Annotated in this window: 13 protein-coding genes; 9 read left to right on the plus strand and 4 right to left on the minus strand. The window is 39.7% G+C overall.

All coding sequences use genetic code 11. The features are described 5' to 3' along the window. The first annotated feature begins 227 nt into the window (after window positions 1–227). Window positions 228–1,550 (plus strand): condensation domain-containing protein, encoded by a 1,323-nt coding sequence (locus tag AC1M9L_RS03060; RefSeq protein ID WP_481591294.1) that lies wholly within the window; start codon window positions 228–230, stop codon window positions 1,548–1,550. Between the two features lie 37 nt (window positions 1,551–1,587). Here the strand turns inward: AC1M9L_RS03060 and AC1M9L_RS03065 are convergent, their stop codons facing one another. Continuing rightward, complete coding sequence (locus tag AC1M9L_RS03065) at window positions 1,588–2,358, minus strand: SDR family oxidoreductase (RefSeq protein ID WP_481591295.1); 771 nt, start codon at window positions 2,356–2,358, stop codon at window positions 1,588–1,590. 160 nt (window positions 2,359–2,518) lie between these two features. Here AC1M9L_RS03065 and AC1M9L_RS03070 point away from each other — a divergent pair, with 160 nt between their 5' ends. The 7 genes from AC1M9L_RS03070 to epmA all read left to right on the plus strand — a co-directional run bounded on the left by AC1M9L_RS03070 (window position 2,519) and on the right by epmA (window position 9,751). Continuing rightward, entirely contained in the window at window positions 2,519–3,748 is a 1,230-nt protein-coding gene (locus tag AC1M9L_RS03070; protein WP_481591296.1) for an isochorismate synthase, read from the plus strand. A 1-nt stretch (window position 3,749) separates the two neighbouring features. Next, window positions 3,750–5,414 (plus strand): (2,3-dihydroxybenzoyl)adenylate synthase, encoded by a 1,665-nt coding sequence (locus AC1M9L_RS03075; RefSeq protein ID WP_481591297.1) that lies wholly within the window; start codon window positions 3,750–3,752, stop codon window positions 5,412–5,414. Window positions 5,415–5,429: 15 nt separating this feature from the next. Beyond that, window positions 5,430–6,074, plus strand: coding sequence for an isochorismatase family protein (locus AC1M9L_RS03080; RefSeq protein ID WP_481591298.1), 645 nt, complete (start codon window positions 5,430–5,432; stop codon window positions 6,072–6,074). Window positions 6,075–6,076: 2 nt separating this feature from the next. Continuing rightward, window positions 6,077–6,310 (plus strand): phosphopantetheine-binding protein, encoded by a 234-nt coding sequence (locus AC1M9L_RS03085; RefSeq protein ID WP_481591299.1) that lies wholly within the window; start codon window positions 6,077–6,079, stop codon window positions 6,308–6,310. A 119-nt stretch (window positions 6,311–6,429) separates the two neighbouring features. Beyond that, window positions 6,430–7,596, plus strand: a complete 1,167-nt coding sequence (locus AC1M9L_RS03090) for a type III PLP-dependent enzyme (protein ID WP_481591300.1) — start codon at window positions 6,430–6,432, stop codon at window positions 7,594–7,596. Window positions 7,597–7,706: 110 nt separating this feature from the next. Continuing rightward, on the plus strand, window positions 7,707–8,774 hold the full coding sequence (locus tag AC1M9L_RS03095; protein WP_481591301.1) for a 4-phosphoerythronate dehydrogenase: 1,068 nt from the start codon (window positions 7,707–7,709) through the stop codon (window positions 8,772–8,774). Then, a complete protein-coding gene (gene epmA, locus AC1M9L_RS03100; RefSeq protein ID WP_481591302.1) occupies window positions 8,771–9,751 on the plus strand; it encodes an EF-P lysine aminoacylase EpmA in 981 nt (326 codons plus the stop codon). Before AC1M9L_RS03095 ends, epmA begins: the two co-directional genes overlap by 4 nt. A 38-nt stretch (window positions 9,752–9,789) precedes the next feature. Here epmA and AC1M9L_RS03105 read toward each other — a convergent pair whose 3' ends face one another. Then, complete coding sequence (locus AC1M9L_RS03105) at window positions 9,790–10,128, minus strand: N-acetyltransferase family protein (protein WP_481591303.1); 339 nt, start codon at window positions 10,126–10,128, stop codon at window positions 9,790–9,792. 243 nt (window positions 10,129–10,371) lie between these two features. On the opposite strand from AC1M9L_RS03105, the gene AC1M9L_RS03110 reads away from it, so the two are divergent. Continuing rightward, the gene (locus tag AC1M9L_RS03110; RefSeq protein WP_481591304.1) at window positions 10,372–10,998 is read left to right on the plus strand and encodes a LysE family translocator; all 627 of its coding nucleotides are present in this window, start codon (window positions 10,372–10,374) and stop codon (window positions 10,996–10,998) included. A 35-nt stretch (window positions 10,999–11,033) separates the two neighbouring features. Here the strand turns inward: AC1M9L_RS03110 and AC1M9L_RS03115 are convergent, their stop codons facing one another. Together AC1M9L_RS03115 and AC1M9L_RS03120 are read right to left on the minus strand one after the other, a co-directional pair. Next, window positions 11,034–12,272: a multifunctional CCA addition/repair protein gene (locus tag AC1M9L_RS03115; protein ID WP_481591305.1), complete on the minus strand. Its 1,239-nt coding sequence runs from the start codon at window positions 12,270–12,272 to the stop codon at window positions 11,034–11,036. 79 nt (window positions 12,273–12,351) lie between these two features. After that, window positions 12,352–14,631, minus strand: coding sequence for an NADP-dependent malic enzyme (locus tag AC1M9L_RS03120; protein ID WP_481591306.1), 2,280 nt, complete (start codon window positions 14,629–14,631; stop codon window positions 12,352–12,354). Between the last annotated feature and the right edge of the window lie 41 nt (window positions 14,632–14,672).

A 14,672-nucleotide genomic window follows, 5' to 3' on the forward strand; every position in this document is an offset into this window, starting at 1 on the left:
AATCTTCTGTACTTATCAATGGAGTGAAGATCGTCGATACAGTAATACGTGCGTCAGTCGACAGATTTGAATGGTTATTAATCTAAATCAAACAAATTTAATTTGCAAATGATAATCATTATATTTAATAATCTTTTTGTGCCAAAGTGTAATCACAAAATATGAAGGTTGAAATATTTTGTAAAACTTTGATTTTATAATGAAAATTAAATTTATGCGGTTGTCTTATGCAAATCAATGAATCCCATGATCTATTAACTCGTGCACAACACAGTATGTGGAAAGGACATTATTATCATGGCAGTTATCCTTTTCATACGGCGGAGTGGTTGGTTATTGAGGGACCATTAGATCGAGAGCTTTTTCAAAAAGCAGTTTATCTCACATTAAAGGAAGCTAAATCGCTTCATTGGCGAGCTTTAGTTCAGGGTGAACACGTCTATCGAGTAGATGATGTCACGATACGGAAACCTAGCTTCGTTGATTTATCTCAGCTTGATGAGGAGGAAATTTTAGCGTGGGCTGAAAAAGAAGTAGAACCAGCATTTAATTTAGAATCGGGTCATTTATATGACTATGTGTTTGCACACTTAGGTGAGCAAAAGTATGGATTATTTTTTAAAGCGCATCACGTTGCATTAGATGGTTACGCTTACGGACTGATGATTAGCCGATTTATTGATTATTATCAATCTCTCAAAAATGGTACTGAATTAAAAATTAAAGGGTTCGATCATTATGAAAAGTTTATTGTAGAAGAACAGCACTACCTTCACTCTGAAAAAGCTAAAAAAGATTTAGACTTTTGGAAGGCTAATTTTTCGTATGAGAAAGCCCCTAAGAAACGACTTAAACGAAAATTAAAAGAGCCATTTTCACAAGGGCCACGTTATGAAGAGGTAATTGATTGGCCTACACAGCTACAATTAAATGCATTAGCAACTGAATTAAAATTGCCCAGTGCTCTTATCGTCATGGCAGTGATGATGAGTTATATAATGAAACAGTCTAAAGATCTTCAACAATGCTTTGGGGTACCTTTTATGTCTCGGTTGGGTACTTCTTCTATGCGTATTCCGTGCTTAGTCATGAATATCCTGCCATTAAGGTTGGGCATTACTGGACAAGAAAACTTAAAAGAAATCATTTTATTATTAACGAAAAGGTTTGCCGAAATTCGACCGCATCAGCAAAGCTATTTTGAGCAAATGCGATTTGTATTAGAAGATTTTGATCCCTATGAAAATATCTTATTTGGACCTATTGTGAATTGGATTCCTTATCCTTTACCTGAACATTTCGAAGGGTGTAAGTTAACAAAAACAACCATATCCGCTGGCCCAATTGAAGACTTTGATACCGCGATTACCAATAAGTTTGTTGATGGTATCGAACGATTGTATCTCGCTGTTGACGGACATAAAGAACTCTATGATGTGCTGAGTCTTAAAGCTTATTGGTATGATTTTATGGAGATGATGAAAACTTGGTTAGCTCAACCAGAACTTGTTTTTGAAAAACTTCAAATTCACAAACCACTGCCAGAATAGTCTGGCAGTTTATCCTTTGAATGAGGCAATAGGGCTGTTACACGCCTAGAGTTGCTCCACCATCAACCACCAATTCGTGCATTGTGATTTGGCGTGCTTGCTCTGAAAGTAAAAACATCACGGCATTGGCAATATCTTCAGCCTCAGCAATCTTTTGCAATGGAATACCATTTCGGAATTGTTCTAGATTTCCGTTGACAATGCCTGCTGGAGGGCGATCCTCAGTCCATAGTTGTTTTTGCATTTGTGTAAGGGTTGAGCCAGGTAAAACTAAGTTACAGCGAATATTGTGAGGCGCGAGTTCCAACGCGAGATTTTTAAAATAGTGACTCACTGTAGCTTTGGTGGTTGCATACAGACCCATATTCATTCTTGGAATGAGGGCTGCATTTGAACTGATGCTCACAATCGCACCTTCTCTTTGAGGAATCATTTGGTGAGCGACCCAACGACTAAGTTCGGCAGGGCCAATGAAATTTATCGACAAATTTTCATGCCATTGTTCAACAGATGTATTTAATAAAGATCCCATTTCTAAGACCCCCACAGCATTCACTAACCCCGTGATCGTGCCTTTAAAAAGTATAGAATTTTCAATGTGCTGAATAATCTCATTGGTCTTACGAATATCACAGCTGATGTGGTCTAGATGGTTGAGTGATGCTTCAGGAATTAATTTAAAAAGTTCCCATTGATTGATGGCATCAATCCGATCAATTGCGATGACTTGATGATCCTTCTGCAATAGTTGACGACAAATTTCAGCACCAATTCCTCTGGCTGCACCCGTCACGATATATAAACCCATTTAAGTATCCTTTAATTTTATTAACAAATTGAAACGATAATCATTTTCAATTGGGAATAATAATTATTATATTGGTTGCGTTCAACTCCTAGAGGTTGTCCTTTTGTGAATGTTGAAAGTTTGATGCACGCAGTGTGAACAGATAATCGTGAGAACAAATATGTTGCCAATAGAACCGTCAGTTTTTCAAAATATGATAGGCATAAAAAAGGAAGAGTTAATTGAGGAAGATCAACCTGGCTTCGTGTTCGCAACGCCAACGGGGACCATTTCAAGTAAAAAGTTAGTTGAACATATCGAATTTGATCGAGCTTCTCATTTAAATTTTAATCAGCAGCAAGCACAGTGGCTCGAACAAGCAAAATCTGCACTACAAAAAAAAATCGAATTAACAGCGAATAAAGATCTTATTTTGGTCGGGAGCTTGCCTTTTGATCATCGAGATTTACCAGAAATATCGATTGCGGAAGCAAAAAACACATTTGTAAATGAGCGCATTGATCAATCGGCTCAGTCTTCTCTTGATGATCAAGTGCAAGCGACTCTCATCCCAGCACAAGAGGAATACATTGCTGGTGTCGTTAAATTGGTTGAATTGATGAAGTCATCACCGCTAGAAAAAGCAGTATTGGCTCGGGCAATTGATCTTAAAACCCAACACAAAATTAATATTATTGATTTATTTTACCAGTTGTTGGCCTCTAATCCTGATGGCTACACATTTGCGTTGGCCCAAAACCCAAAACAATCTGGTTGGTTTATGGGGGCAAGTCCAGAACTTCTCGTTGCGAAGCAAAATGAATATTTGTTTAGCCATCCAGTTGCAGGAACATTAGCACGTCATTCAGATCCAACACTGGATCAACAACAAGCTGAAAAATTGCTTGCTTCGCAAAAAGATCAGCATGAACACGCCGTAGTTATCGAAGCCATTGCAGATCAACTCGCTCCCTTGTGTAAAACGCTCAATATCCCAAAATCACCTTCACTGATTAAAACAGAGGCGGTTTGGCACTTGGCGACCAAAATTCAGGGAACGTTGAAAGATCCAGAGCAACATATCTTTGATGTGGTCTCAATTTTACATCCAACGCCAGCAGTCTGTGGACAACCAGCCCCTATGGCTCGCCAGTTGATTTCGGAACTAGAGCCTTTTAACCGTAACCTTTTTGCTGGAACCATGGGGTGGTGTGATGCCCGAGGGAATGGTGCTTGGGCAGTGAATGTACGTTGTGGGCGTATCTTTGACCATTATGCGCGTCTTTATGCGGGTGCAGGAATTGTTGAAGCTTCACAGCCGAACAGTGAACTGTCAGAAACTATCGTGAAATTTAAAACGATGTTAAATGCATTGGGTTTAGATTCTCAGCACTTAAATCATGGGGAATAAAATGAATGCAAATGTAAATGACGAGTCTTTGCTCTGGGATGGCATCGTGCCATACCCAGAAGATTTCGTAGAACGGTACATTCAAAAGGGATACTGGAAAGGTCAAACCATTTCTGAATTTTTTCAAGAATCAGCCCAGAAATTTGCCAATCAGGTGGCATTGATTTGTGGTGATCGCCAGTATTCTTATCAAGAGCTGAATCAAAATATTGAACAATTTGCAGTCTTCTTGACTAAACAAGGCTATGGGCTGGCAGATGCTGTTGTGATTCAAATGCCAAATATAGCAGAGTTTTTTATTGCTTATTTTGCAGCTTTGCGGATAGGGATGCGACCAGTGATGAGTTTACCAGCACACCGTCATGCCGAAGTAAGTCATTTTATTCAGCAAACAGATGCCAAATTGTATATCTGTGCAGATAAGCATCTAGGCTTTGATTACAGATCCTTAGCGCAAGAGTGCCAGCGCAGATGTCCGACTTTACAGCAAGTGATTGTCGTTGGTGATGCAGGCGATTTTGATCCTTGGCCGAATCTTGCATCGTTTAAAAATCATATGGTTTCAAAGCCCAAAATAACGGCTCGCCATGTGGCTTTTTTTCAACTTTCAGGGGGCAGTACTGGCACACCGAAACTTATACCACGAACACATGATGACTATTTGTATAGTGTTCGTGCCAGTGCAGATATTTGTGAACTTCATACAGAAAGCCGTATGCTTATGGTGCTTCCAGTAGCACATAATTTCAGTATGAGTTCGGCTGGTTCATTGGGTCTATTTTATGCAGGTGGAACACTTGTTTTAGCGAAAGATCCTTCTCCCCAAACTGCATTTCCACTCATTGAAGCGCACCATATTACGCATGTTGCTCTTGTCCCTGCATTAGCAGCAACATGGGCTGAAGCAGTTCAAAACGGCGCAACAAATATTTTTAAGAAATTAACGGCTTTACAGGTCGGTGGGGCAAGGTTGCCAGATGCTTTAGCTGAAAAGTTGATTGATCAATACCACTGCCGATTACAACAAGTATTTGGTATGGCAGAAGGCTTGGTGAATTACACGCGTTACGATGATCCGAAAGAAGTCATTATAGGTACCCAAGGTTCCCGTATAAGTCCAGATGATGAAATAAAAATCGTCGATGAGGAGGATCACGAGCTGCCATTGGGTGAGGTGGGGCATCTTTTAACTCGCGGCCCTTATACCATTAGAGGTTATTATCGGGCTTCAGAACATAATCGAAGTGCTTTTACCTTAGATGGATTTTATCGCACTGGTGATTTAGTACGATTAACGCCAGAAGGCAATATTATTGTTGAAGGACGAAGTAAGGAACAAATTAATCGTGGCGGTGAAAAAATCGCGACGGAAGAAGTCGAACAGGTTTTAAATCAACACCAACAAATCATCTTGTCTGCCTTGGTTGCACAACCAGATCCAAAGTTAGGAGAAAAAAGTTGTGCATTTATTCAATGGCGACCTAACGATCAAGATGCATCAGAAACAAGGCTGAAACTGCAAATTAGACAATTCGTTCAAGCATACGGTCTGGCGACCTATAAGATCCCAGATCACATCGAATTTATTGAAGAAATGCCTTATACGGCATTGGGCAAAATCGACAAGAAACAACTCAGAAAACGCCTCACCGAAGACACGAATTAACTAAGGAAATAAAATATGGCAATCCCACGTATTGCAAGTTATCCCATGCCATCTGCTCAAGATTTTCCAGTTAACAAAGTTGATTGGACTTTAGATGCGTCACGGTCGGTTTTATTGGTACATGATGTTCAGCAATATTTTTTAGATTTTTACGATCAGACCCAAGCGCCCATTCCCACATTAATCCGAAATTGTAAAGCCCTTATTGATCAGGCACATGCACTAGGAATTCCAGTCTATTACACCGCACAACCTGGAGATCAGACGCAAGAACATCGTCAACTATTAACGGATTTTTGGGGTAAAGGTTTGTCAGCTGATCCAGCATTGACCAAAATTATTGATCCGCTTCAACCAAAAAATGAAGACACCGTGCTGACAAAATGGCGCTATAGCGCATTTAAAAAAAGTGATTTTGAGCAGCAAATCAAACAAGCCAATCGCGATCAATTAGTGATTTGTGGAGTATATGCCCATATTGGTTGCTTATTAACAGCTGCCGAAGCATTTATGTTGGATATTCAAGCATTTATGGTGGGTGATGCCTTGGCGGATTTTAGCCGAGAAGAACATGATCTTGCACTAAAGTATGCGACTGGGCGCTGTGCAAAAGTCATAGATACTCAGACTGTGATTAACGCCTTAGGTCAGGGGCAATGATCATGAATGAATTAAGCATGATTGAGTTAAAAAATATGGTCGCTCATCAATTGAATTTACCTGTAGATGAAATTCAGCAGGAGGATAATTTATTTATGTTAGGACTTGATTCAGTCAGTCTTATGACGCTGGTTGGATTGCTACGTGAAAAAGGCTTTCAAATTGAATTTCAAGATCTGGTGGAGGAGCCAACGTTGAATGAATGGAGTGATCGTCTTAAATTGGATAGAGATTAATGTAAGACTAATGTGCATACCTTGAAAATCAACACATGCACAATCAACGGCCCTAGCCAAAACACTTATAGCCAAAGGTCATTTTCGTTAAATTATTCGCTAACGTGAGTGGATCTTACATGCAATTAGAAAAATACTATTCTGATCAACAATGGAAAAAAATCCAAAATTTTGCCGAAACAAAGCAAAGCCCTTTTTTAGTTGTTGATTTAGATCAAGTGCAAACTCAATTTATTGAGTTGCAAAATAGCTTTCCAAAAGCCCATATTTATTATGCAGTGAAAGCAAATCCAGGTCGTGAAATTATTCATAAACTTGATCAACTTGGCTCATGTTTTGATGTTGCATCAATTTATGAGTTAGACAAAGCGCTTGAATGTGGAATTCATCCAGATCGTATTTCATACGGTAATACTATTAAAAAAGCTTCAGACGTTGAATACGCTTACCAAAAAGGAATCCGTTTATTTGTCACTGATGCTGAAGCAGATCTCGCCCAAATAGCCGAATTCGCACCGAACTCTAAAGTCTTTGTCAGGGCAATGGTAGAGTCAGGAGGTACAGCAGATTGGCCACTATCACGTAAATTTGGATGCCATCCAGATATGGCGGTTGATTTAATGGTGAAAGCTAGACAATTGGGTTTAATACCCTTTGGCGTGTCATTCCATGTCGGTAGTCAGCAACGTGATGTCACTGTATGGCGTTCAGCTTTAACGATAGTGAAGCAAATATTTAATACTTTGAAAGACCAATACGGTATCAGTTTACAATTAATCAATTTGGGTGGTGGTTTCCCAGCACATTACTTAGCTGATGTTGACAGTATCCAAAGTTATGCGCACGAGATTCAACGCTATCTTGATGAACACTTTGATGATCAGGTGATATTATTTTTGGAGCCAGGCAGATCGTTGGTGGGTAATGCTGGTGTGATTGTTTCAGAGATTGTTCTTATCGCCAATAAATCAGCACATGATGATAAACGATGGGTCTACACGGATGTGGGCGTCTTTAATGGACTAATTGAAACTTTAGGTGAGATGATCAAATATCCTATATACACACCTAAAATGCATTCAGCACCTGAGCATTCAAGTGTTGTGCTTGCAGGCCCGACCTGTGATTCAACTGATATCATGTATGAAAAAGTGCCTTATCAGTTACCTAAAAACTTGAGCATTGGAGATCGACTCTATTGGTTAAGTACTGGAGCTTATACAACCTCTTATGCTTCGGTCGAATTTAATGGTTATCCACCTTTAAAAACGTTCTATTTAGATTGATTTAAGGAATGGTGCTATGTGGTTGGTAGTCAGTCGCTCAAGCTGCGAGCCACATAGCCTAACCCTCCCAGAAGCGTTATCATAATGCTAAAATCTTGATGGGTAGGCTCATGAAAATCGTTGCAGATGAAAATCTAGCATTCACAGATTATTTCTTTTCAGAATTTGGCGATATTGATAATAAAGCTGGTCGTACCTTAAAGCATGAAGATGTGGTCGATGCTGAAGCCTTATTAGTACGTTCTGTGACGAAAGTGAATTCTGCGCTCATTCAAAATACTGCATTAACCTTTGTGGGTAGTGCAACGATCGGCACAGATCATTTGGACATTCCAGCAATTGAACAACAAAATATTCATTGGTCAAATGCTGCAGGATGTAATGCCCAAGCTGTTTCTGAATATGTTATTACTGCGTTATTAGCTCTAAATCCTCATCTTCTAGATGCTGAACAAGATTTCACTTTAGCCATTATTGGGCTGGGTAATGTCGGTTCACGACTCGCACATATGGCGAAACTATTGGGATGGAGCGTCATCGGGGTTGATCCTTTTGTACAAAGAGAAAATATTCAGCAAGTCACTTTAGATGAAGTTTTTTCAAAAGCAGATGCAATTTCTATCCATGTGCCATTAACCACTTCAGGGATGCATGCAACCCGACATATGTTTAATGCTGAGACCTTAAAAAAGCTTAAACCATCTACAATTTTAATTAATTCTGCCCGTGGGCCAGTCATTGAAGAACAGGCTTTAATTGCAGATATTCGAGCAACAAGTCGTAAAGTTGTACTAGATGTCTTTGAGCATGAACCAATCATTACGAAGGAGTTACTGGATCTTGTGCAATTGGTAACACCTCATATTGCGGGGTATAGTCTTGAGGGTAAAGCGCGTGGTACCCAGATGATTTATGATGCTTTCTGTCAGCATTTCGGCCATCAACCTTCCAAAAAATTCGAAACCCGATTGCCTACATGTGAACAATATTTTAACAATAGTGATCTCAAGCACACGCTGAAAACTCAATTAAACCATATCTACGATATCTTTAGAGATGATCAGAACTTAAGAGCATGCCTCAAAGATGGGAAAGTAGATCAAGCCTCATTTGATCAATTACGTAAAACCTATCCATTACGCCGTGAATGGGCTGCTCATGGAGGGCCGCAAGCATGACTGACTCTCTGAGCTATCTACCAACTTGCGATCTTACAGCCATGAAAGCCAGAGCGAAGATGTATCAACAGATTCGCCAATTTTTTTTAGAACGTGATGTTTTGGAAGTGGAAACTCCAATTTTATCTCATGCTGGAGTAACCGATGTCCACTTGGCATCAGTTGAGGCAAGCCGTCATGTGCATGGTCATTTGAAAAAGCACTATCTTCAAACTTCACCAGAATTTGCCATGAAACGACTGTTGGCAGCAGGCGTAGGGCCAATTTATCAAATCTGTAAAGTTTTTCGCGATGATGAACATGGACGTAAACATAACAGTGAATTTACCATGCTTGAATGGTATAGACCTGATTTAAGTCTCAAAGAGTTAATGTTTGAAGTTACAGATTTACTCAATGTCACTTTGGCACATCGTTTTGGCGAAGTGCGACCTACGATTTTAAGTTACAAACATGCATTTATAGATCGCTTAGATCTCAACCCACTTAAATCCACATTAAAGGAATTAAAGGATTGTTGTAATCGTGTTGGGTTAAATCTAGATCTGGGTGATGATCGTCTAGGTTATATCGACTTGTTATTTTCGCATATGGTGGAACCGAGCTTAGGTTTTGATACGCCTGTATTTTTAACGGATTTTCCACCAGAACTTGCATCTCTTGCAAAAACTCGAGTTGATGAAGATGGGGAATTGGTTGCAGCACGTTTTGAGCTTTACATTGAGGGCTTAGAGTTAGCAAATGCTTATGATGAGTTGATTGATGCAGATGTATTGCGTTCCCGTTTTGAAGCTGATAATGCTGAACGCGAAAAATTAGGCTTAGATGTTATGCCAATAGATGAAAATCTCTTAGCCGCATTGCCTAAAATGCCAGAATGCTCAGGTATCGCATTAGGAATCGATCGTTTACTGATGGTGGCAACAGAGAAAATGAAATTAGAGCAAGTGATTACATTTCCTGCTGATCGCTCATAAGATTTTTTATCCTCAGGATAAAGGACTATCTTGAGGAGCTAATATTTTGACAAATGCCGTGCTATACGCTTAAAACCGTGATTTAAATAAAACTGATGTGCAGGTAATCGTTCAGCACGATTACCACTACTGACCACAATTTTTTGAATACCTTGTTGACTGGCTATATGTTCAACGTGAGCCAACAGTTTTTGACCAATCCCTTTATCGCGATGCGCTTGATCTACAATGAGTACTAGAATGCGAAAATACGGATCAGCACATTCCCATGATATTTCTTCAACAAAACCAATATATGCGACAACTTGTCCATGATCGATAAATACTAGGGTTGTATAACGCTCCTGGGCTTGCAACCTTATTAAACGTTCTTTCATAACTTCTGTTCGAGTTGGGTAGTCAATTCAGCGATCGCTGCAACATCATGGTTTAAATTTACAGGTTTAATCAGTATTGTCATGGCTATTGAAACATGATTTATAAGTATGAATTGAACTATGTTTAAATAATTTAATCTTTCATGTATTTTGTTTAGATAAATTTAATATTTTATCTTTTAATATTGGATTTAATTCATTTTTTCAACGTGAAGATTTAAAACAATAATCATAGGCGACTATATGTCTTTTTCTATATTTTTATCTTTTGTAATTTATACAATTGTGACATCCATAACACCTGGACCTAATAATTTGATGGTCGCAACCTCAGGAGTGAACTTTGGACTCCGTGCGACTTATGGACACATTTTAGGTGTAGCGATCGGTTTTGGGGTCATGGTGATTTTGGTTGGTTTAGGAATTGGTACATTACTGAGTCAAAATCAATTGGTTTACGAAATTCTAAAGTTGATCGGTATTGCTTATTTAATCTATTTAGCTATTAAGATTGCTCAATCAGGCTCAGTTGAATTAGATAAAACTCAAGCGAAACCCATTACTTTTTTGCAAGCTGCATTATTTCAATGGGTTAATCCAAAAGCTTGGATAATGGCAATGGGCGCGGTGACAACTTATTTAGCTGCAGGCAGTGAATTTTATTGGTATATCATATTGGGCGTTGTATTTGGTGTAGTCTGTATTCCATGCACTGGAGCTTGGGGAATACTCGGAGAAAAATTACAAACTTTGGTGCGTACGCCACAGCATCTAAAAATTTTCAATTACAGTATGGCGCTACTATTAGTGGCTTCAATCATTAAACCAATGATTGATTCTTTTAAATATTTTCAACAATCATTCTTTTAAAATACGATTACCTCCTGAGTTTCAGGAGGTAAATATTATGCGTTTACCAAGGATTGATGTTTTTCTCGGTGTGTTGCCAAAGCCTCGATTCTTTTTTGTATCAGCATTTCACCAATATCAGGGCCTTTGATCTCAGGCGGTAAATCAGATGCTTTAATTGAACGAACAATCTGTACCGCATCTAATACATATTTTGCTTGAGGATATTCACGGTCTTCGAGACCTAAGCGACCTTTGGCATCACATTCACATGCTTGTACAAAAGCCTCAACACGTTCAGGACGGCGTAATACATCTAAACGTTGTAATAGACGCCAAAGTGTTCCTGGTTTTAATGTAAACGCCTGATGGCATTTAAGATGTTCTTTGCACACCGCAATTGCCAATTGTTTGGTTTGGGTCGGAACTTTAAGACGTTCACATAAATCAGTCACGGGCTGAACACCACGTTCCTCATGCATGATATGGCGAGGTAACTCATCTTTAGGCGTGAGTGCTTTACCCAGATCATGCACTAATACTGCGAAGCGCACATCCATCGAGTAGTCTGCTTTACAAGCTTGTTGTAATGACATCAAGGTATGAATACCACAGTCAATTTCAGGATGGTATTCAGGACGTTGTGGTACACCAAATAATGCTTCGATTTCTGGAAAGAGGATTTTGAGAGCATCACACTGACGAAGGACTTCGAAATAAATATCAGCATCACGTTCCATTAAAGCACGAGAAGTTTCTTTCCAAACACGTTCAGGCGTAAGTGCTTGCAATTCACCAGAATCAGCCAATTTTTTCATTAAGGCTATGGTTTCTTCAGCTACTTTAAAACCATACTGATGATAGCGAGCTGCAAAACGCGCAACACGCAATACTCGTAGTGGATCCTCTGCAAATGCATCAGAAACGTGACGTAAAATGCGTTGATTCAAATCTTGATGACCATGATAAGGGTCGAACAATTCACCATCTTCATTCATGGCCATTGCATTGATGGTCAAATCACGACGAATTAAATCATCTTCAAGGGTTACAGAGGGATCGGTAAAAAATTCAAAGCCATGATAACCATGCCCAGATTTACGCTCAGTACGAGCGAGGGCGTATTCATCTTTAGTTTCGGGATGTAGAAATACAGGAAAATCTTTACCAACAGGTTGGAACCCTTGGTTTAAAAGTTGTTCTGGTGTTGCACCGACAACGACATAATCTTTTTCGTGATAGGGGTGTCCGAGCAACTGATCTCGCACTGCGCCGCCTACTAAATAAACTTGCATAAAAAACCTCTATTCTTAGCACCATCATGCATCAGAATAGAGGTTTTCTCAAGTCACAAAACGTGCCCTAAATAAAGGATTAGAGCGCGTTTTTTTCCTCTTCTTGAATTTCTGCAACAGTTAATGCAGTCATATTCACAACACGGCGCGTAGTTGCTGTCGGTGTTAAGATATGAACTGGCTTAGCCGCACCTAATAAGATTGGACCTATTGTTACATTATTTCCTGAAGTTGACTTCAACAGGTTGAATGAAATATTTGCAGCATCTAAATTCGGCATAATCAATAGATTCGCAGAACCTTTGAAGCGCGAGTTCGGGAATGCAAAGCTACGGATATTTTCATCAAGCGCTGCATCTGCATGCATTTCACCTTCAACTTCAAGTTCAGGTGCGATTTCAGAAAGAATTTCATACACTTTACGCATTTTTTGAGCGCTAGGATCAGTCTGGTCAGAACCAAAACTTGAGTGCGACAACAATGCTACACGTGGAGTAATACCGAAACGACGGACTTCTTCTGCTGCTAAAATAGTCATTTCAGCAAGCTGTTCAGCCGTAGGATTACGATTGATGTATGTATCTGCAATGAACAAGTTGCGATCTTCGAGCATCAACGCATTTAACGTAAAGAAAGTGTTATGACCTTCTTTTAAACCAATGACATTACTCACGAAATCTAAATGAATATCGTAGCTAGAATACGTACCACATAGCATACCATCTGCTAAGCCGTGGCGTACTAACATCGCTGCAATCAGGGTCGAACGACGACGTGATTCACGTTGTGCATACTCAGGTGTTACCCCTTTACGCATCATCAGATTATAGTAATCATCAGCAAACTTTTCGTAATCAGGATTTGTTTCTTGATCAACGATAGTGATATTCACACCATTTTCTAAACGTAAACCTAATTTCTTAATATTCGCTTCGATCACAGCAGTACGACCCACCAAGATCGGTTTTGCCAGGCCTTCGTCTACTGCAATTTGAACAGCACGAAGAACACGAAGATCTTCACCTTCCGCATAAGCAATACGTTTAGGATCAGTTTTCGCTTGAGCAAAAATTGGTTTCATCATAAATGCTGAGTTGTAAACGAACTCAGAAAGACGCTGATGATACACGGAGAAATCTTGGATTGGACGAGTCGCTACACCAGAATCCATCGCAGCTTTTGCAACAGCAGGCGCAATTTCAAGAATCAAGCGTTGATCTAGTGGGCGTGGAATTAGGTAATCACGTCCAAATGATGCAGATTTTTCACCATAAGATGCAGCATCAGCTTCTACATGTGCCATACGAGCAATTGCGTGTACACATGCAATCTTCATTTCTTCGTTAATGGTTGTTGCACCTACATCAAGTGCACCACGGAAGATATATGGGAAGCAAAGCGCATTATTCACTTGGTTCGGATAGTCTGAACGACCAGTCGCCATGATGACATCATCACGAACTTCATGTGCATGTTCAGGCAGAATTTCAGGATCTGGATTAGCAAGCGCGAAGATAATTGGATCCTTCGCCATGACTTTGACCATTTCTTTAGTCAAAATACCCGCAGCTGATAGACCAAGGAACATATCTGCACCAGCAATTACGTCGCCAATCTGAGAACCTTCGATATCTTGAACATAGCGTTTTTTAGACTCGTCTAAACCTTCACGTTTTTTTGTTAAGAGTCCACGAGAGTCAGCAACAATGATATTTTCTTTTTTAGCACCAAGCGCACAAAGAAGATCTAGACATGATAGTGCTGCAGCACCTGCTCCAGAAGCGACGATCTTGATATCTTCAATTTTTTTGCCGTTCAATTGCAAAGCATTTAAAAGCGCTGAACCTACAATAATTGATGTTCCATGCTGATCATCATGAAAAACTGGGATATTCATACGCTCGCGAAGTTTCTGTTCAATATAGAAACATTCTGGAGCTTTAATGTCCTCGAGGTTAATACCGCCGAAAGTCGGTTCAAGAGCAGCAACAATATCTACGATTTTATCTGGATCGTTTTCTGCAATTTCGATATCGAAAACATCAACGCCTGCAAACTTTTTAAACAGGACGCCTTTACCTTCCATCACTGGTTTAGAGGCGAGGGGACCAATATTACCCAAACCGAGTACTGCAGTACCATTACTGACGACTGCGACTAAGTTACCACGTGCAGTATAAAGCGCTGCTTTAGAAGGGTCTTTTTCAATTTCCAAACATGGCACTGCAACACCTGGGGAATATGCTAATGCTAGATCATGTTGGTTGACGAGTTGCTTACTCGGAGTAACGCTGATTTTTCCTGGCGTTGGAAATTCGTGGTAATAGAGTGCTTGCTGTTTTAAAGATTGATCGTCCATCTGAATCCCAGTTATTACAATGTTCCAGCCTTGCTGGTTTT

Source organism: Acinetobacter sp. ANC_7511 (assembly GCF_056779975.1).